Origin of the sequence: Virgibacillus oceani, assembly GCF_041521345.1 — a bacterium.
Lineage (GTDB): Bacteria > Bacillota > Bacilli > Bacillales > Amphibacillaceae > Virgibacillus_N > Virgibacillus_N oceani_A.
Genome location: NZ_JBGOHB010000053.1, coordinates 1 through 20,237 on the forward strand (window position 1 = coordinate 1; position 20,237 = coordinate 20,237).

General features: G+C 40.5%; 17 protein-coding genes. 10 read left to right on the plus strand and 7 right to left on the minus strand.

All coding sequences use genetic code 11. From position 1 onward, the window contains the following. Positions 1–219 precede the first annotated feature (219 nt). On the minus strand, positions 220–1,206 hold the full coding sequence (locus ACDX78_RS22520; RefSeq protein WP_486031004.1) for a DmpA family aminopeptidase: 987 nt from the start codon (positions 1,204–1,206) through the stop codon (positions 220–222). A 193-nt stretch (positions 1,207–1,399) separates the two neighbouring features. Here ACDX78_RS22520 and ACDX78_RS22525 point away from each other — a divergent pair, with 193 nt between their 5' ends. From ACDX78_RS22525 to ACDX78_RS22535, 3 genes are all read left to right on the plus strand, one after another. Next, positions 1,400–1,966: a TlpA family protein disulfide reductase gene (locus ACDX78_RS22525; protein ID WP_486031006.1), complete on the plus strand. Its 567-nt coding sequence runs from the start codon at positions 1,400–1,402 to the stop codon at positions 1,964–1,966. 288 nt (positions 1,967–2,254) lie between these two features. After that, complete coding sequence (locus tag ACDX78_RS22530) at positions 2,255–4,135, plus strand: ABC-F family ATP-binding cassette domain-containing protein (RefSeq protein ID WP_486031008.1); 1,881 nt, start codon at positions 2,255–2,257, stop codon at positions 4,133–4,135. A gap of 134 nt (positions 4,136–4,269) precedes the next feature. Then, positions 4,270–4,941 (plus strand): hypothetical protein, encoded by a 672-nt coding sequence (locus ACDX78_RS22535; protein WP_486031010.1) that lies wholly within the window; start codon positions 4,270–4,272, stop codon positions 4,939–4,941. A 228-nt stretch (positions 4,942–5,169) separates the two neighbouring features. On the opposite strand, the gene ACDX78_RS22540 is transcribed toward ACDX78_RS22535, so the two are convergent. The 5 genes from ACDX78_RS22540 to ACDX78_RS22560 all read right to left on the minus strand — a co-directional run bounded on the left by ACDX78_RS22540 (position 5,170) and on the right by ACDX78_RS22560 (position 10,161). Further along, on the minus strand, positions 5,170–6,513 hold the full coding sequence (locus ACDX78_RS22540; protein ID WP_486031012.1) for a CoA-disulfide reductase: 1,344 nt from the start codon (positions 6,511–6,513) through the stop codon (positions 5,170–5,172). Positions 6,514–6,779: 266 nt separating this feature from the next. After that, positions 6,780–7,619 carry a tryptophan 2,3-dioxygenase gene (gene kynA, locus ACDX78_RS22545; RefSeq protein ID WP_486031013.1) on the minus strand — a complete coding sequence of 280 codons (840 nt, stop codon included), beginning with the start codon at positions 7,617–7,619 and terminating at the stop codon, positions 6,780–6,782. 2 nt (positions 7,620–7,621) lie between these two features. Beyond that, positions 7,622–8,260, minus strand: coding sequence for an arylformamidase (gene kynB / locus ACDX78_RS22550; RefSeq protein WP_486031015.1), 639 nt, complete (start codon positions 8,258–8,260; stop codon positions 7,622–7,624). Further along, positions 8,260–9,501, minus strand: coding sequence for a kynureninase (gene kynU / locus ACDX78_RS22555; RefSeq protein WP_486031031.1), 1,242 nt, complete (start codon positions 9,499–9,501; stop codon positions 8,260–8,262). The genes kynB and kynU overlap by 1 nt, the downstream gene beginning before the upstream one ends. A 237-nt stretch (positions 9,502–9,738) precedes the next feature. Continuing rightward, positions 9,739–10,161, minus strand: a complete 423-nt coding sequence (locus tag ACDX78_RS22560; protein WP_486031017.1) for a hypothetical protein — start codon at positions 10,159–10,161, stop codon at positions 9,739–9,741. Positions 10,162–10,293: 132 nt separating this feature from the next. Between ACDX78_RS22560 and ACDX78_RS22565 the strand changes: the two genes are divergently transcribed. Beyond that, the gene (locus tag ACDX78_RS22565) at positions 10,294–11,877 is read left to right on the plus strand and encodes a Na+/H+ antiporter NhaC family protein (protein WP_486031019.1); all 1,584 of its coding nucleotides are present in this window, start codon (positions 10,294–10,296) and stop codon (positions 11,875–11,877) included. 52 nt (positions 11,878–11,929) lie between these two features. Here ACDX78_RS22565 and ACDX78_RS22570 read toward each other — a convergent pair whose 3' ends face one another. Continuing rightward, on the minus strand, positions 11,930–12,412 hold the full coding sequence (locus tag ACDX78_RS22570) for an amidohydrolase family protein (RefSeq protein ID WP_486031021.1): 483 nt from the start codon (positions 12,410–12,412) through the stop codon (positions 11,930–11,932). A gap of 348 nt (positions 12,413–12,760) precedes the next feature. On the opposite strand from ACDX78_RS22570, the gene nhaC reads away from it, so the two are divergent. The 6 genes from nhaC (at position 12,761) to ACDX78_RS22600 (ending at position 19,842) form a co-directional block, all read left to right on the plus strand. After that, a complete protein-coding gene (nhaC, locus tag ACDX78_RS22575; RefSeq protein WP_486031022.1) occupies positions 12,761–14,182 on the plus strand; it encodes a Na+/H+ antiporter NhaC in 1,422 nt (473 codons plus the stop codon). Positions 14,183–14,372: 190 nt separating this feature from the next. Continuing rightward, positions 14,373–15,533, plus strand: coding sequence for an LL-diaminopimelate aminotransferase (locus ACDX78_RS22580; protein ID WP_486031024.1), 1,161 nt, complete (start codon positions 14,373–14,375; stop codon positions 15,531–15,533). Positions 15,534–15,722: 189 nt separating this feature from the next. Next, positions 15,723–17,216, plus strand: coding sequence for an aldehyde dehydrogenase family protein (locus ACDX78_RS22585; RefSeq protein ID WP_486031025.1), 1,494 nt, complete (start codon positions 15,723–15,725; stop codon positions 17,214–17,216). Positions 17,217–17,399: 183 nt separating this feature from the next. Then, the gene (locus ACDX78_RS22590; RefSeq protein ID WP_486031027.1) at positions 17,400–18,572 is read left to right on the plus strand and encodes a saccharopine dehydrogenase family protein; all 1,173 of its coding nucleotides are present in this window, start codon (positions 17,400–17,402) and stop codon (positions 18,570–18,572) included. Between the two features lie 168 nt (positions 18,573–18,740). Beyond that, positions 18,741–19,514, plus strand: coding sequence for an IclR family transcriptional regulator (locus tag ACDX78_RS22595; protein WP_486031029.1), 774 nt, complete (start codon positions 18,741–18,743; stop codon positions 19,512–19,514). A gap of 52 nt (positions 19,515–19,566) precedes the next feature. After that, positions 19,567–19,842, plus strand: a complete 276-nt coding sequence (locus ACDX78_RS22600) for a DUF3870 domain-containing protein (protein WP_486031033.1) — start codon at positions 19,567–19,569, stop codon at positions 19,840–19,842. The last annotated feature ends 395 nt before the right edge of the window (positions 19,843–20,237 follow it).

The following is a 20,237-nucleotide window of genomic DNA, read 5'->3' on the forward strand; positions in this document are numbered from 1 at the left end:
CGCACCAAGGAGTTTCGACCTTCCTCATCCAGCCGTAGCATCAGTATCGCCAACCAATAACTATTTTCATTCTCCGTGGTGTATAGCTTTTTTGTGATACATGGTTGACTGCGGAAGGAATGATCAGCTAAAACCGCCTCTTTGCGAGGCAACGCCGATCCACCTGGCTAGGCCAGGCGCAGTCCGTACGTCGCTAAACGGGCGCTTGCGCTTTTGTTCTTATAATGGAGCCTTCTCTAAATACCGTCCTTTTCTACCGTAAGTTGTCTCAGCGTATTTCATGGAGTTAATTATGGCTTCCTCTGTTGTCTGAATCACTGCCTGAAATAATTGGTTCATTATTTTATGATCATCCCGTATATAGGTTATCGATTCCAGCGTCTTTTCGGCCTGGTGGTCATATGTATTTGCCGTAGAAAATGCAATAGCAATATCTCCACTCCCATGGTCTATATTGCTGCCTACTCGTCCAAGCCCTGCAGCACACCGTTTTGCCAGCCGTTTTAGTTGCATGCTGTGAAGCGGGGCATCTGTCGCAATAACCATCATGATCGATCCATCTGGTGTATCCATTTTCGTTTTGCCCCAATCAGCAAATAAAGCTTCTTCTCGTTTGCCAAAATTGCTAAGAACGAGACAGCCAACCGTGTATTTTTCATTGTTTGCGGAAACAGTTCGGGAGGCTGTACCAATTCCTCCTTTATAGCTAAAACAGGTCATTCCTTTACCAGCTCCGACATCACCTTGTTCTACTGGCTCGTCTGTTGCCTTTTCCAATGCTTCTATGGCATGGTTTGGTTTGACTGCCTGGTAATGAAGAGAGTTTAAATAACCATCATTACATTCCCCAACGATAATGTTGACGGTGCTCTTGGTATCTCCAATTGCCTTATTCCTGTCAATCATATATTGTAAGGTACCTTGCCAAACTGCGCCTACACTAAATGTGTTTGTCAGCATAATTGGAGACTCGAGATGCCCAAGTTCTTCTATTTGTACAAGTCCTGCGGTTTTTCCGTAGCCATTTATGACTGCACTGGCAGCCTGCAGCTTTTGGTCAAAAAGATCTCCACTATGCGGGAGAATAGCGGTAACCCCGGTGCATACGGTATTTTCTTCATCTATTTTTTCATATAAGGTGACATGACCCACCGTAACCCCTTCGATATCTGTAATACAGTTGTTTTTTCCTTTTGGTAAAACCATTATATCAGGTCTCCTTACCAGTCGTTTTTCTGAGCAGATTCTTTTATTGATATATCATTTCCTTGGCAAAGTTTTATCATACCCATTATAGCAAAAATTCTCGCAATAGAAGAACAAATTGTCAGTTTTGTATCTTCCGTATGTTTTCTGCCAACAGGTGCAACAATAGGAATAAAAAAGTGGAGGTATTCAAATGAGAAATACAAAGCTGCTTGTATTCCTGCCGACATTTATCGTAATGACATTGTTTGCAGCTGTTGCGTTTGTTCCAACTGCAGCACAACCGAAAAATGACCATATTTTACTGGAGTTAGATGATACATTACAAGAAGTAGTGGAAGGAACAGATGTCGGAAATATGGCACCGGATTTCGGACTGGAAACATTGGATGGAGAAGAGGTACACTTATCCGATTATCAAGGGGAACGAATATTACTTAACTTTTGGGCAACCTGGTGCGGACCGTGCAGGGAAGAAATGCCGGATATTCAGCGATTGTTTGAGGATAAAAATGTAACTGTTTTAGGAGTAAACCTTACTTATTCAGAGGGTTCGATAGAAACAGTTACTGATTTTGTCAGCCAGTATAAACTTGAATTTCCAGTTCTCTTAGATGAAAATTCCAGTGTAAGTCAGCTGTACCGAATTCAGCCGATACCAACTACATACATGATTGATTCAAATGGAAAAATTCAGTATAAAGCTTTCGGAGCAATGGATTATGAGTGGATGGTTCAAGAACTGGAGAAAATCAAGTAGTGGGCAATCCCACAGGTGGAAAATTGTGAAATAGTAGGATAAAATAAAAGGTAGGTTATTATTCATCAGTGGGGGAGATTATCATTAAAGTATTACTTATACAGCTTACGGTTATAGGGGTAATCTGGGTGGGAATGACTACTTTCTTTTCCCAAATGGACATTTTCGCCAGATCCATTTATTATATTGTAACATCCTGGTTTCTATTTTTAATTATGATTATAGTAAAGGAATGGATCAAGGGGAGAAGAAATCAAAGCTGAACAGAAATAAAGGAAGGAATGAAGCATGCTAACTGTTGAGAATATACATAAATCATATGGGGACAAAGTATTGTTTCACTCCATATCATGTGCAATAACGGAGCAGGAGAAAATTGGTTTAATTGGGATTAATGGCACGGGGAAGTCTACGTTACTGAAAATCTTTGCAGGGCTTGAACAGCCGGAAGCAGGGTTGATTAAACATCCTAAGGACTACCATGTAGAATATGCACATCAGCAGCCGGTGCTGGAAGATGACCTGACAGTAATGGAACAAATTTATTACGGAGACAGTTCCATGATGAAAGTGATGCGGGAATATGAACATGCGTTACTGCAATTACAGGAGCAGCCGGAGAACCAAGCAGCACAGGAAAGATTAATGCATATGCAGCAGAAAATGGATGAAGAAGAAGCGTGGGAAGCAAATACTGCAGCAAAAACGATTTTAACCAAATTGGGTATTACGGATTCCAAGCGTAAAGTCAAGACGCTTTCCGGCGGACAAAAGAAAAGAGTATCGCTCGCAAAGGCATTGCTGCAGCCAGCTAATCTGCTTTTGCTTGATGAACCGACAAACCATTTGGATAACGAAACAGTGGATTGGCTTGAGACATATTTGCAATCATACAAAGGTTCCTTTATTCTAATCACACACGATAGATATTTTTTAAATAGGGCGACGAACCGGATTTTTGAATTGGAACAAGGGAACTTGTATCATTATGAAGGAAATTATGAAGTGTTTTTAGAGAAAAAAGCGGAAAGAGAAGCATTAGAAGCCAGTGATGAAATAAAACATCACAATACGTTAAGGCGTGAACTGGCTTGGCTTAAACGGGGAGCGAGAGCGCGTTCTACAAAACAGAAAGCCAGAAAAGAACGTATTGAGGAAATGCAGGAAAAAACGTTTCATACCAAAAGTGAATCTATTGCTTTTCAGGCAGGTTCTGCCCGCCTCGGTAAACAGGTGCTGAAATTAGATCGGGTTAGTAAATCTTATGAAGAGCAAAAACTTATTTCCGATTTTAGCCATGTTATTCTCCCGGAAGACAGAATAGGTATTATCGGCGCTAATGGAACCGGAAAAACAACTTTATTGAACCTGTTGGCTGCTCGCATTTCGCCTGATGAAGGAACTGTGGAAGCAGGCCAGACTGTAAAAATCGGCTATTATACGCAAGGGGAAGAAGAACTTGACGGGACAATGCGAGTTATTGATTATATTAAGGAGCAGGCAGAGGTTATTCATACAGTAGATGGCGATGTAATTACCGCAGAGCAGATGCTGGAACGTTTTTTATTTGCAAGAAAGGAACAATGGACTTTCATCCGAAAATTATCCGGCGGGGAACGGCGCAGGCTCTATTTACTGAAAGTGCTTATGCAGGAACCAAATGTACTTCTATTGGATGAACCGACCAATGATTTGGATACACAGACATTAAGTGTGCTGGAAGCATATTTGGAGCAGTTTCCCGGCGTTGTTATTACTGTTTCCCACGACCGCTATTTTCTCGACCGTACAGTAGATAAACTGTTTGTTTTTGCGGGATTAGGAAAAATAAATGTGTTCTATGGCAATTACAGCGCCTTTTTGGAACAGCAAATCGCCAGTACGGAGAAAAGGAAGGAAAAAAAACCTGCTGAAAAAGGAATGCCAAACAAAAAGAAAAAACTGTCCTATCATGAACAAAAAGAATGGAATACAATAGAAGATCATATTATGGAATTAGAGATGAAAATAGAACAGACACAGGCGAAGATAACAGAAGCAGGCAGTGATTCGGAAAAAGTACAGGAGCTGTTTTCCAAGCAGCAGGATACCGAAGAAGAACTGGAAAAGCAGATGGAAAGATGGGAAGAACTTGCTTTATTAGTTGAGGAAATGAACAATAAGGATTAACTTGCCGGGTTGATGTTTAAATTAATTGCAGTATAGGGAAAATAGAGCTATGGTTTCATTTTTAAATTGATACCAATAAATGAGAAAATGATATTCATTGGTAGAATCATTCAAGAATAATGGGAGGTAACGATATGAGACTATTTCAAGTCAGGAAGGGACAGTTTGTTTTTTACAGGAACGAATTGCACAAAGTGTATTCGGTTAAACCAATTTTAAAAAAGTCTGTTCACCTGTATCGTCTGAAGGATATGACGCAAATCTTGACGAGAGCAAGTGAGATTGAGCTGTATCGTCCGCAGCATAATGATACATTCATTTTTTATGGAAAGCGATATACAATCGATAAGGATAAAGTACCTGAGCAAGGCGATTATATTTTGATAGTGAAGCCTGCACCGGACTTTTTAGATCACTATTCCCTTAATGAAATCGAGAAAGTGGAAAGTATAGAAGATGGAAATGTAGTGACCACAAGGGATAATGGGGTAAAACATAATGAGTATGTTGTAATGGTTCCGGGAAGAAGTGATGCCAGTCAGGAAATTGCTTATTTTGATAAAAATCTTGTACCCGAAGAACAGCAGCTTCAGGACGAATCCATTAGTTATCTTGCAGAGACAGATAATACATTGAAACCGGTAGTGGGCGATATATACGAAGATGTCCACCAGGGTACGAAAGCAATGATCGTGGCAATGACCGAGGACGAAGTTATATTCGGACATGGCCCTCGTGTCCATGTTGCCGAGCTCCTTGATGAAACAAATTACAGACTTGTTTTCCGGTTTGAGGAAGATTTGTAAAATGGAAAATCCCAGCAGGAAGCGCTGGGATTTTTTTGTCGATTAGGTTAGCGGTGGAGAGCTGGTGTTATGGACATTCTGCTTAGGAAATCGTGTGTAAATGTCGCTGATGGGAGCTCTCAAGTTCCTTTTGCTTGGAAAATCATGTCCAAATGTCATTGATGGAAGTCCTCAAGTCCCTTTTGTTAAAAATTCCGTGTTCAAGTGTTCTCATAGAACCCATAAATATTATTTTTCAAGCTGTGCACTGGCTTTATACCCTAGAATATTAATCGGATCTTTGGAACTCGAATATGGCGGCGCATAGGCAAGCTCCAGTTCCGGTAAATCAGCGACTGTCAGTTTTGCGTGGATGGCTGTTGCCAGAACGGCGAGCCTTTTATCAACACCTTCAAAACCTACAGCTTGCGCCCCGTAAATAACGCCAGTATTTTCATCAAATAATACTTTTAACCAAAGCTTATCTGACCCTGGGTAGTACCTGGCATGGGAATAGGATCCAATGCTTACTTCCTTATAGGTAACACCGTGCTTTTTCAAAGTTGTCCGGTTATGGCCGGTTGCACCTATGGTAAGGTCAAAAAGTTTTATAATGGAAGTACCTAATGTGCCCTTGTATGGAATTTGTTTATTGTTCAGGTGGCTGGCTATAATGAATGCCTGTCGGTGTGCAGGTGTGGCAAGTGCTACATTCCTTGGTGTGTTCATCACCAAATCCCTTGTTTCCACAACATCTCCGAGTGCATAAATATCCGGATCCGATGTTTGCATAAATTCATTCACTTTAATGGCTCCAGTATTACCCAAGGTTAAAAAAGCATCAATCGCCAGGGCAGTATTTGGTTTTACGCCGACTGCCATAATATTCAAATCTGATTGGACGGTTTTACCGCTGTTTAAATGCAAAGAGGTTCCATTATCGGAAAAAGCAGCTACGCCATCATTTAAATGAATCTCAACCTCATTTTCTTCAAGATGTTGTTGAATATGGTCTGCGAGGTCGGAATCTACATTCTTGAAAACCTGGGAAGATCTGTCAATCATCGTGCATTTTAATCCCAATCTGTGAAGGTTCTCCACCATTTCCAGACCAACAAAGCCTGTCCCTGTAATTGCCACTGTTTTTGGGTTGTTATTTTTAATATAGGAATAAATGGCATCCATATCAGGGATCGTATGCAAAGGGAAGGTTTTATCATTATCTATCCCCTTAATGTCGGGCATGACTGCAGAAGCGCCAGGTGCTAAAATTAACGTATCATAGCTTTCTTCATAGGTGCCTGATGCTGCTCTGCAAGTGATTTGTTTTTTGGATCGGTCAATGGAAATAACTTCTGTATTCGTGTGAACATTCACATTATATTTTTCGCTGAATTTCTCTTCCGGGTATAGAAGGTGGTTTCTTTTTTCGACTATTTCTCCAATGTAATATGGCATGCCGCAGTTGGAAAAAGAAATATAATTGCCTTTATCAAAAAGAATGATTTCAGATTCCTGATCCTCTCTGCGCAATTGAGCAGCTACAGTAGCCCCGCCGCCAACGCCACCGATTATCAAGATTTTTCGTGTCATCATCGTTTCTCCTCATATTTATTAGTATCTTTCGTATATGGAAAACGTAACATATTAATCTGTTTATATAAAAGATTAAGCTTGAAAAAGCTTGAGGTGCTCAGAAATAGGAACGGGAACTTCTCAGAAAGTGATTAAAAAATGTGAAAAGTATAACTAGCTTTCAGGCAGTATGGACATAAGAAAAAGACAAGATCGGCAAAAATTTCGCTGTTTATACTTCTTCTGCAATTTCGTTTGTATTGCTTAAAAGTCAAACCTAAGTTTCAAATCTTTGTCCGCAGATCCCAAAGTTCGGGAAAAAAATAATGATCAAGTACTTTCTTCAAATAACCTACCCCAGAAGAGCCCCCGGTTCCAGTTTTGTGTCCGAGGATTCGTTCTACAGTTTTCATATGTCTGAATCGCCACTGCTGGAACCAGTCTTCAATATCAACGAGCTTTTCGCCGAGCTGGTATAATTCCCAATGCTGATCCACATTTTTGTAAACTTTCAGCCATGCCGCTTCTACTGATTCATCTTTTTCATAGGTTTTGGAGAAATCACGATTCAATACGTTTTTATGAATGGGAAAACCCGCTTTTGCCAATGCCTGTATTGCTACATCATAAAGTCCGGGTGCTTCGTAGGCTTCTTTTAAAATAGAATGTAGCTCTGGATCGTTTTTATAAATCTTTAAAATAAAAGGTGTTTTATAACCAAGGACAAACTCCACCAGCCGGTATTGGTAGGACTGAAAGCCTGATGCATTTCCGAGTTTGTCGCGGAATTCCATATATTCTGCTGGTGTTAATGTGGAAAGGACATCCCATGCTTGAATAATTTGTGACTGGACTTTTGATACCCTTGCCAGCATTTTAAATGAAGCCTGCATATCACCATCCTGAATAGCTTTAATGGCCGCCTGAATCTCATGGATAATTAATTTCAGCCACAATTCGCTTACATGATGAATTATGATGAATAACATTTCATCATGATGGTCGGATAATCTTTTCTGGCTCGATAGCAATGAGTCAAGGTTTAAGTAATCTCCATAGGTCATTTTTTCGGTAAAATCGGTATGAATGCCTTTTTCCGACTCAAATCTATTTTTCTCCGTCATGGTCATGCCTCCTCCGACTGGATGGGTCGTAATACAGCCCGTACTGGACTGCCATCCCCGCCTTGAATGGCAAGCGGTAATGCAATTAATTCATATTCCCCTGCTGCAACATGATCAAGCATAATATTTTCTAAAATATTAATGTCATTCTTATACAGTGCATGATGCGTCTCCAGCTGTTTACTGTCAGCTGGGTCCACAGAAGGAGTATCAACACCGAGTAAAACCACATCACTTAACTTTAAAAATGCAGCTATATCCTCACCCAGCACTGGCATTTTTTCCGGAAAACGTTTCGGATTATTTGGTAATGATGTTTTCAACAAAACCCTTGGAGATAATTGCATTTCAATCTTTTTCAAAATATCAGCTGTCACTGTATCGGTATGACTCACATCAACTACAGTTGCCCTTCCAATATATCTGTCCAGGTCAAGCTCATCTGCAGTTCTCCCATTAGTGTCATAATGAAAAGGGGCATCAATATGTGTCCCTGTGTGCAGGCTGGCACTCATTTGGCCAATATTTGCTGAACCGATCTGTTCTTTTGTATATGTCAGCGAATACTGAAAAGGAGTGTCTCCCGGAAATGCTGCCATATCATTGGTGAGCGGCTGTGAAATATCTATCCATTTTCCCATTACGCAATCACTCCCCGTTTGTTTTTGTATTGCAAATAGCTTTTTTCCTCCATGATTGTCTTTAAAATTTGGACAGCTGTCCATACTTCTTCAAATGTATTATATAAAGCAACAGGTGCCAGGCGAATTCCATTCGGGTTGCGAAAGTCCGGTATGACACCATTTGCTTTCAGTGCTTTACAGATTCGTGCTGCCTCCGGGTGTTCCAAATAAACATGTCCGCCACGTTCCGTCTCTTCCCTGGGATTGGAAATCCGAAAGTTGAATGCTGCAAGTTCGCTGTCAATTAATGTCATTAAATAGTCAGTCAGCTGTAAAGATTTGGTGCGAATTCTCTCTATCCCTGCTTCGGAAAAAATTTCCAGGGAACCAAGCAGTGGTGCCGCACTGAAAATATGTGGTGTTCCGATTTGATAGGCACCTGCATCTGCTGCTTTTTGCAATGTATGAGCCATATCAAATTGTGTATCCTTGGATGAACTGAACCATCCAGCGAGCCCGGGTTTTTTGTCAAAATGCTTTTCATTTACATACAGGGCACCAACACTCCCCGGTCCGCCGTTTAAATGTTTATACGTACACCAGAATGCAAAATCAACACCCCAATCGGATAAATGGTGGGGAATGGCTCCAACCGAATGGCATAAGTCAAAACCGATCATAATATTTCGTTTATGCGCTTCCTCCGTTAATTTCTTCATATCAAGAATTTGGCCGCTTCTATAAAGGACAGATGGCAGGACAATTAAAGCAACATTCTCTGTCATTAGCCTTATGATATCTTCTGTTTTCAGTGTATTTCCGTCTTTGCTTTTCACCTGAATAAGATTTTCTTCAGGGTCTAAGTCATTTAATTGCAGCTGGCTTTTCAGTGCATAAATGTCTGATGGGAAATTTAGCTCATCTGCAAGGATTTTCGTTCTTTTTCCGGTTGGTTTAAAAAAGGTGGCTACAAGCTGATGCAAGTTTGTGGTTGTCGAACCGGTAATAACAACCTCTTCCGGTTTGGCGCCAACTAAAGGAACAGACATGGAACCTAGTTTTTCCGATAAGTAAAACCAGGGATGTGCTCCTTCTGACCAGCCGTCAATGGCGTAGGTTTTCCAGGATTCCTTTAAATCCTCCAGTACTATTTCTGCCCGTTTGGATAATAACCCGAGTGAATTTCCGTCAAAATAAATCACATTTTCGTTCACATAAAATTCTTTACGGTATAGTTTCAATGCATCTTTTGTATCCATGAACAATGCACGTTTATGATTGGTATTCAAATTTCATCACCTCACATTGGAATACATGTACTCCACCATTTTATCACAGCGTAAATAAAAATATTAATATTTTTCAGTATAAAAGAGGAATTTTTAAAGTAATATAGAATATAAAAAATAAGAAGAATTATGTAAGCCCTTACAAAAAAGGGGGGAGACGGCTATTCTTTTAATGATTATCAAAGCTACGATCGAATGAAGGTCAAATCAAGAGGGTAAAGCATAAAAACGATCTTCATAAAGCAAATGAAGATCAAAATAAGAAGGTAACGCGGAAAAGCGATCTTCATAAAGCGAATGAAGATCAAAATAAGAAGGTAACGCGGAAAAGCGATCTTCATAAAGCGAATGAAGATCAAAATAAGAAGGTAACGCGGAAAAGCGATCTTCATAAAGCAAATGAAGGTCAAAATAAGAAGGTAACGCGGAAAAGCGATCTTCATAAAGCGAATGAAGATCAAAATAAGAAGGTAACGCGGAAAAGCGATCTTCATAAAGCAAATGAAGATCAAAATAGGAAGGTAAAGCATAAAAACGATCTTCATAAAGCAAAAGAAGATCAAAATAAGAAGGTAAAGCATAAAAACGATCTTCATAAATTCGATAAAGCTTTAGAAAATCAGGAATCAATTAAAACATGAAGCAGATGGTTGGTCTTAATACTCGAATAGACAAACTAAACTGAAGGGGAGATATAGTGAAGGTTACCAAATTTCTGAACTATTACACAGGAAGAAAAAAATAAAAGAGGGGTGGAATGAAATGACGGAAACGATTTGGTCTTTAGTACCGCCGATCCTTGCTATTGTTATGGTTTTGTTGACAAGAAGGGTCATACTATCTTTGGCGGCAGGGGTTGTTGCTGCTGCATTTTTTATTGAAAGCTTCCATTTTATGTCTTCCTTAACTTCCATTTGGGAAGCATTCCGGGGGGTTTTTGTTGATGATGGGGCGCTGAATACATGGAATGTGTACATTCTGCTGTTTGTACTGATGCTGGGGGTTCTTACGGCGTTTGTCAGTATGATGGGTGGAACGAGGGCATTTGCGGAATGGGCGATAAAACGGGTGAAGACCCGCACAGGTGCTCAGATCATGACTATGATACTTGGTATTATTGTATTTATTGACGATTATTTTAACAGTTTAACAGTTGGACAGGTGGCAAAACCGGTCACAGACAAAAACCGGGTGTCCCGGGCAAAGCTCGCTTATATTGTTGACTCCACAGCTGCTCCGATTTGCGTAATTGCACCTGTATCCAGCTGGGGTGCCTATATTATTGGGGTCATCGGATCCATATTTGCGGCACAGAGCGTAACGGAATATACGGCATTTGGTGCATTTCTGCAAATCATTCCGATGAATTTCTATGTATGGGCAGCACTTGGCGTCGTACTTGTCATTGCAATCAGGCAGGTTGATTTTGGCCCGATGAAGCTGCATGAACAGCGTGCATTAAAGACCGGGCAGGTGTTGAATCCTGATAGTAAAGAAGAAGTGGATGCCACTGACAAGTTACCTGTCAGCGACAGAAGAAAAATAAGTGATCTCGTTATTCCTCTGGCTGTTCTTTTTATAGCAGTTACGGTAATTATGTACATGAACGGTTTGGGTGCACTGGAAGAAGAGCGTACATTAATTAATATTTTCGGTGAGGCAGACGTTACTATCGCTTTACTTTATGGCGGAATTATCGCTTTGGCAGCAACCTTTATATTATTTTCTCGTCATATGATCAAAGGAAAGTTAACCGGAAGTCAGTTTGGAATGGGGCTTGTGAAAGGGATAAAATCGATGCTGCCAGCCTTTTTGATATTAATATTTGCCTGGGCCATTGTCGATTTAATTGACCAGCTCGGCACAGGGACATATTTGGCAGGTGTAGTGGAATCTTCCAATCTAAGTTATTCATTGCTTCCACTAGCGGTATTTATCATTGCAGGGTTTATCGCTTTCGCTACTGGCACTTCTTGGGGGTCATTTGGAATTCTGCTTCCGATTGCCGGTCAAATTGCAGCTGCAACCGACATTTCCCTGATTTTACCAATGATGGCTGCAGTCCTTGCTGGTGCTGTTTTTGGAGATCATTGTTCACCAATATCAGATACAACGATTCTTTCATCCACAGGATCAAGCGTTCCACATATTGATCATGTCACAACACAAATACCATACGCGCTAACAGCGGCTGGGATTGCCGGACTAGGTTATTTGGCGCTTGGACTTTCGGGAAATGTATTCCTTGGCTTGGTTGTCGTGATTATCGGGATCGTTGTTTTATTTGCTGTATTGAAAAAGCCGCATGATTCGGATACAATAGAGGAAGAACCGATTGCAAAATAAAAGTAAAATCTTTAAACAGTGGGGGGGTTCTTCACCCCCCCTTTATTTATAATTAATCTCCAGTGAGCCCCTTTAAAAACTTACCATCATAAAGCACTGCTGATCTATTGTTTTTTCGGGCAATTGCTTCAGCAGAAAAGCTTGATTCAGTCAACACTATAATTGCTTCATCTCCAACCTTTGGCCAAATACGTTTTCCTTTGTTATCCAGTGGTTTTTTCCCGCCAGTAATAAATCTAATTGATTCAGCTAATTTAAATTCTGTTGCCCTATTAAAAACTTCAGCTAAATGGCCGGCTCGTTTAAGAAGGTCACCGTTATCAAAAGGGGACCAGGAATCATAGATGTTATCATTACCAATTGCAATGTTTACCCCTTTTTTATGGATCAAGTTAACATGCGGCATAGTTCGTCCAATTGGGACATTCGTAATAATGGTAATCCCTTGATCAGAAAGAACTTCAGTAACATGGTCTACTTCTTCTCTAGCAATATCCCCCAGTGCAAATGCATGACTGAACCCCCCCTCTGCCATCCGGATTGCTCTGTAATTTCAGCTAGCTTTTTTATGGTTGAAATTCCTGTTTCCCCTGCATCATGTAAATGTAAATCGACATCCACATTATTTTCAACAGCGATATCCATCATTTGATACAAAGGTTTTTCCATATACGATAATAAATTTTACTTTATAATACTATTACAAAAAGAATTAATTTATGTTTAATCAACCTATATATGAAAGTATATTCAACAAAAAACCTTATATAATTTATTTTTTATATTGACAAAAACAAAGCTTGTAATTATTATTAATTATTAGAATAGATAAAAATATACGCTAAGCTTATTTTATTAACAAGAAGTAAGGGAGAGTGTTTATATGAATAATGCAATATCATTTTGGAAAGCGGTTACATTGTTGGTGGTTTCTTTTACTATCGTACTAGGAGGGGTAATTTACCTTGGTGCACCAACCAATATAACACTCATCATGGCAGGTATATCCATTGTTATTTTAGCCATGATTTGGGGGATAAATTGGCAAACAATTGAAGCCGATTTAATGGACACATTAAAATCCATGTTTAAGCCTATTTTAATTCTATTAGCAGTAGGCATGCTAACAGGTTCATGGATGCTATCCGGAACGATTCCAGTAATTATTTACTATGGCTTATTAAGTATTGATCCTTTATATTTCCTGGTAATTACTGCATTAATCTGTGCAGCAATGTCAGTTATGGCAGGAACATCCTGGGGAACAATAGCTACTGTAGGAGTTGCATTAATGGGTGTTTCTATTGGATTGGAAATTCCTGTTGCATACACTGCAGGAGCAATTGTTGTAGGCGCTTTATTCGGGGACAAACTATCGCCGTTATCAGATACAACCGTAATGGCTTCGGCGATGGCAGAGATTAATATAGTTGATCATATAAAGCATATGCTTTGGACAACTATCCCGGCATTTGTTATTTCACTCGGGCTGTTTCTTTTTCTCGGCTTTAGTTATGGCGGACAGACTGCAGATCAGGGAAGTGTAAATTCGATTATAAATACACTTCAGGATAATTTTAACCTGAATCCATTATTACTTCTTCCGCCTATTATTATTTTAGTTCTAATTTTTCTCAAAAAACCCGTTCTGCCTGCATTTGCAGCAGGTATCCTGGTAGGGGGATTAATGGCAGTGATTTTTCAGGGAAGCTCTCTTCTGGAACTTTTCAATGCAATGGAATCTGGCTACACAAGCTCCACAGGTATAGAATTGGTAGATGAAATATTACAAAGAGGCGGTCTGGCCAGCATGTTGGGTACTGTTTCCCTATTAATCGGAGCTGCTATCTTCGGATCACCATTAAAATCAGCTGGAGTAATAAATATTTTGCTGGAAAAAATAATGCAGGTAGCTAAGAGCTCCCAAACGATGATGTCTTCCACATTTGGATTGCATGGCCTGCTTTTCTCGATTACGGGAAGCTATTATGTCACTTACGCTGTTTTGGGTCCAATTATAAATCCTTTATATGACAGACATAAACTGGAGCGGAAAAATTGGTCAAGAACGATGGAAGACACAGGTACTACTTTTGCCCCAATGATCCCATGGAGTGTTACAGGTGTATTTATCGTAGATACACTGGGAGTGCCGACAGCGGAATATATTTTGTATGCACCGCTCACGTATCTTGCGTTAATTTTTGGTCTTATTTATATATTTACCGGAATGGGTATTGCTAAAAACAACTCTAAAGATATAGAACAAACCGGTGAGGAATCGAATATCAGGAAATCTAATTAATTATGGGTATATAGCCTCTGAGATCTTATAACGGTAGTTTAAAGTTTAAGTGATGAAAATTTAGCTCAAGTGATAAACTGAAAAAAAGCTTTGATTTTGTTGTTGTCAATTCTGGCAAGATGCTTTATACTGATGTTAAGTATATGAAATAACATTTCATTAATTGGAATGATGAGGAGGTTTTAACACGTTGTCTTTTGTCTCTGATAGAGTGAGAAATCTGCCCCCTTATTTATTTTCAGAACTTCAGAAAAAGAAAAAGAAATTGATAGCAAACGGGGTAGATGTGATTGATTTGGGGATCGGCGCCCCAGATTTGCCTGCACCTGAATTTGTGTCTAATAAATTGGTGGAGGAAGCAAAGAAGCCGTTGAACCACAGGTACTCCATTTACAGTGGAATGCTGTCATTTAGGGAAGCAGTAGCAGAATTTTACAAAAACAACTATGACGTTGAATTGGATCCGGAAACAGAAGTGCTTGCCCTCATTGGGTCGAAAGAGGGGATTGCGAATCTTGTGCAGGCTGTAACGAATCCCGGAGATACAGTGATCATTCCTGACCCTAGCTATCCTGTTTACCGTACTGCAGTCCATCTTGCCGGAAGTGTAAGCGTTCCCCTTCCGTTGGATGTAAATAATGGGTACATCCCATTATTTGATAAGCTGTCTGCAGAAGAAGCGGAACAGGCCAAGCTGATGTTTTTAAATTATCCGAGCAATCCGACCGCAGCAACAGTAGAGCTTGAGACGTTTACTGAAGCACTCTCGTTTGCGAGAAAAAATAATATTTTACTAGTGAATGATGCAGCCTATGATCTGGTTACTTTTGATGACTATAAATCGCCAAGTGTGCTGCAGACACCGGGGGCCAAGGAACAGGCCATAGAATTTGGCTCCCTGTCTAAAAGTTTTAACATGACAGGCTGGCGGATTGGTTTTGCAGTCGGCAACAAAGAAGTAATCCAGGCACTGGCTACATTAAAAAGCAATATTGATACGTCGCAGTTCATTCCGGTGCAAAAAGCGGCAGAGGCAGCACTTAGAAGTGATCTTTCCGCAGTAAAAGAAAATAATCGCATTTATAAAAAACGAATGGAAAAACTGCATGCTGCATTAAATGAAATCGGAATAAAAACCGAGAAACCAAGGGGCACCATTTTTGTCTGGGCAAAAGTTCCGGACGGGTATACATCTGCAAGCTTTGCGGATAAAGTGCTAGAAGAAGCGGGGGTTATTGTCACGCCCGGTAATGCGTTCGGCAAAAATGGGGAAGGGTTTATCCGAATTGCCTTATCCGTCACGGAAAAAAGACTAGATGAAGTGATAGCCAGGTTGAAAAGGCTTTCATGAAGGAGGGTCTTTTTGAGCAGGCAGAATCTATCATTCTTTTATGATATAATTAAAAAGCAGTACAGCGCTTACATCTAGTAGTGGTGTGGGAGTTTCTTATGATTGCTCAGGAAAGTGTACTGCAACTGAAAACAGAAAAAAGGTTATAAAGGAACACATAATATTTATATATTTCAAGGAGGAATTTTCATGGCAGTAACATTGGGGACAGACAAACTAAAGAACTTTATTCACGGGGAATGGGTGGATGTTGAGAAATCAACTGCAGTCATTAACCCGGCAACAGGAGAAGAAATCGTCCAAGTTCCGTTATCCGGTGCAGAGGATGTAAACAATGCCGTACAGGAAGCTAAAAAAGCACAAAAAGAATGGGCACTCGTACCTGCACCACAGCGCGCAGAGATTCTTCTCGAAGTTGGAAATCTCATGAAAGAAAGAAAAGAAAGACTTTCCCAGCTTCTGACAATGGAAAACGGCAAGGTGCTGGAGGAAGCACGTGGTGAAGTTCAGGAAGGTATTGACATGGCTTTTTATATGTCAGGAGAAGGCAGGCGTTTATTCGGACACACCACACCTGCAGAACTGAAAGACAAATTTGCGATGAGTCAGCGTGCACCTGTAGGTGTAGTTGGCATTATAACGCCATGGAACTTTCCGATTGCGATTGCCACGTGGAAGTCTTTCCCGGCGATTGTAGCAGGTAATGCGGTAATCTGGAAGCCGGCTACAGAGACGCCAATGATGGCATATGAACTTGCAAAAATCTTTGAAGAAGCCGGTCTGCCAAAAGGCGTTCTGAATGTTGTATTTGGTTCAGGTTCACAAGTAGGGGATGCGATGGTGCATCATGATGATATCCGGGTGATCTCCTTTACAGGATCCAATGATACCGGACGCAACATCGCTGCTGAGTGCGGTAGACAGCTGAAAAAAGTATCCCTGGAAATGGGTGGTAAAAACGCAGTAATCGTTATGGATGATGCTGACCTTGATCTTGCAGTCGAAGGAATTATTTGGAGTGCATTCGGTACAAGCGGACAGCGTTGTACAGCATGCAGCCGGGTCATCGTACATGAAGATGTAAAAGAGCAGGTGGAAGAAAAAATCCAGGCAAAAATGAAAGACCTGGCTATTGGTGATGGTTTGGATGAATCGAACACTGTTGGCCCGATCATTAACGATGCTGGTATGGAAAAAATTAAAAGCTATATGGAAATTGGAAAAAATGAAGGGGCAAAACTGCTTGCTGGCGGGCATGAGCTGAAAGATGGCAAGCATGGAAAAGGAAATTACTTTGCACCAACCCTTTTCACAGATGCTACCGCGGATATGCGCATCGCGCAGGAAGAAATTTTCGGGCCGGTTATTTCCCTTATCCCGGTAAAAAGTTTTGAAGAAGCGATTGAAGTAAATAACGGGGTAATCTACGGTCTGTCCAGTTCTATCTTTACTAGCGATGTAAACCGTGTTTTCAAGGCACAGCGTGATCTGGATACCGGTATTGTGTATGTAAACGCCGGTACGACCGGTGCTGAAATTCACCTTCCATTCGGTGGAACGAAAGGAACCGGAAACGGCCACAGAGATTCCGGTGTTCAAGCTTTGGATGTATTTACCGAGTGGAAAGCAGTCTATGTGGATTACAGCGGCAAGCTGCAGCGTGCACAAATTGATGTAGATTAATAGATTTGCACGATTTTAGTTTGGGATGACAGGGAAAAAGTGGTCGGGAAGTGCATTTTCCGACCATCTCTGTACCCAAAAAAGATTGCGCTTTCACATGCTGGATAAGCGCCGTAGGCATAGAAGGGGAATTTCTTAACATAGATTAAACAGATTATAACTTTTAACATAGGGGTTGATGAAATGAAAATAGGTGTATTAGGTTCTGGATTAATGGGAAAAGAAGCGGCACGCGATTTAGTTGCCAGTGAGGGAGTCACAGCAGTAGGTCTGGCTGACATCGATTTGGCTAGAGCTCAGCGTGTTGTAGATCAATTAAACGCTCCCAAACTGACGGCCTATCAGGTAAATGCAAGTGATCAGGCTGAATTGGCAGATTATATGAGTCAGTTTGACGTCATTATTAATGCGCTGTTTTACTCTTTTAACGAAATAGTAGCAAAAACAGCCATACAGGTTGGCGTGCATTCTGTTGATTTGGGTGGTCATATCGGGCACATGACAGATAAAGTGCTGGAAATGAATGAAGCAGCAGCAGATGCTAATGTGACACTAGTCCCGGATCTGGGTGTCGCGCCGGGAATGATTAATATTTTATCCGGTTATGGTGCGGAAAAACTCGATAAACTGGAAGAAATTAAGTTGTACGTAGGTGGCATTCCGGTGCAGCCAGAGCCTCCGTTTGAATATAACCATGTATTTTCCATGGAAGGGGTATTTGATCATTACACGGACCCTTCTCTTATTATAAGAAATGGCGTTAAACAAGAAATCCCTTCTTTATCAGAAGTGGAAACGGTTTATTTTGAAAAGTTTGGCCCGTTAGAAGCATTTCATACATCTGGCGGGACATCGACTTTATCTTTATCTTATCCTGATTTAAAAACATTGGAGTATAAAACAATCCGCTATCGGGGCCACGCGGAAAAGTTTAAGCTTCTGGTAGACTTAAATTTAACACGAATGGATTATGAAGTGGATGTAAATGGCCAGCAAATAAACCCAAGAGAAGTCCTTTTAAAAGTGCTTGACCCGATTGTGGAGCTGGGAGAAAAAGATGATGCAGTTTTATTGCGTGTCACCGTTTCCGGGGAAAAGGACGGCGCACCTGCAAGCTATAGCTACGAAATGACCACTTTCAAGGACAGGGAAACGAATGTAACAGCCATGGCGCGTGCTACAGCTAATACCATTTCTGTTGTAGCTCAAATGCTTGCAAGTGACAAAATTACAAAAAGAGGTGTCTTTCCTCCTGAAAAAATTGTGGCAGGGGATACCTATATTAAGGAAATGGCCAAACGTGGGGTGAATATAAAGGAGAAGGTCAAAGCTGATCCATCTGCAGTAAAAGCATAAAAAATTGTCCCTTTGCTGTGTGCAGAGGGGCATTTTTTATGAACACTCGCATTATTGCAGTGATAAGTATGGCCCATGGGGTATATGAAGACTTTTATTTGTATTCCCGGTAATTTTCTGATAAAAAGAGTATAGTAGCTTAACATGATCGTTGAAGGGGATAAAGCAATGAATCAAAGTGTATTAAAAGCATTGAAACTATTGGACTTATATACAGAAGAAACATATGAATTATCACTAAAAGAAATTTCCCGCCGCTCCAATATTCCAAAACCGACTGCGTACCGGCTTTTGTCAGCATTGGAAGAGGCAGGCTTTTTAAATAAAACAAAAGAAAGTGAACATGATAGCAGGTACCGCCTTGGATTAAAACTTCTCGAACTGGGGCAGTTGGTTTCCGATAAATTAGAAGTCCGAAAGATTGCACTGCCGTATATGCAACAGTTAGGCAGAGAAATCAATGAGGTGGTTCACTTGGTCGTGATTAATCAGGGAGAAGCAACGTATATTGAAAAAGTTGATAGCACAAGGGCACTGCGGTTGTATACGAGGATTGGAAAAAGTGCTCCGTTATATGCCGGTTCTGGTCCCAAACTGCTGCTTGCCTATTTACCGGAAGAAAAGCAGGAAGAAATCATACAGCGGTCAAAATCAGCAACCTTCCCAAATGGAAAAATTATTCAAACGGAACAATTACGAGAAGACTTGAAAATGATTAAAACAGAAGGGTTTTCCTCGAGCTCAGGGGAACAGGATGAAGATACTACAGGAATATCTTATCCCATATTCGATTATCGGAATGAAGTGGTTGCGGCACTGGCAGTAAGCGGGTTATCCACTCATTTTACTGGTGAGCATCTTGAACTGATCAAAAAGAAAACACATCAGACAGCGGAAGAAATCTCTGATAAACTTGGTTTTAGAAGAATGGAAAGGATCTGATATGTTGAATAATACTGTTTTTATTGCCGGTCATGCCAGGCTACCTTCCGGAATGGCTGCAAAAAGCATCTATGAAACACTTACTATCACCGCAGAAATCGATAAGAAATATAGTGTTATCGTGACAGCGAACTGTACGCTGGCGACGGATCATGGAAGAGATTTCATTCAGCACCTATTGAAGGGTTTCAGCTTACAGGATGGAATAGAAGAACCGGTAAATGAAGTAAAAGAAAGGTATTTGGGGAAAGCAGGCAATGCTTTGGCATCTGCCCTGAAAGATTTATATAAGCAATATGAGACGTATAAAGGAAAAGAAATCCACTGAAATGATAATGGTTTTCTTATGAGGAGAGAGGGGTGCAAATCACAAATGATTTAGTCTCTCTTTTTTATTGATATGACAATCTTTGACACTCACTTAACTTCTTTAGGACGGTGGTACTGGAGCCCCATTGAATACATTTACCCTCAGCATTTTATAATATCAGTGTTTAACTCCAAACCGCCTCTACAATATCAAAAACAATTATTATACATTGAACAAACTTCCTTTGTCAACGGTAATATTGCTTTATTATTGAATATATGATAAGCTTAAATTGCAATAGTAAATGCAACACCCCCTGTGAAACCGCTATATAAGGTTTTTCTGTAATTTGTTGGTGTTGGGGCCTAGGCCCCAACACCAACAAATTTTGCGAACGCTTCGGCTGGGGTTTG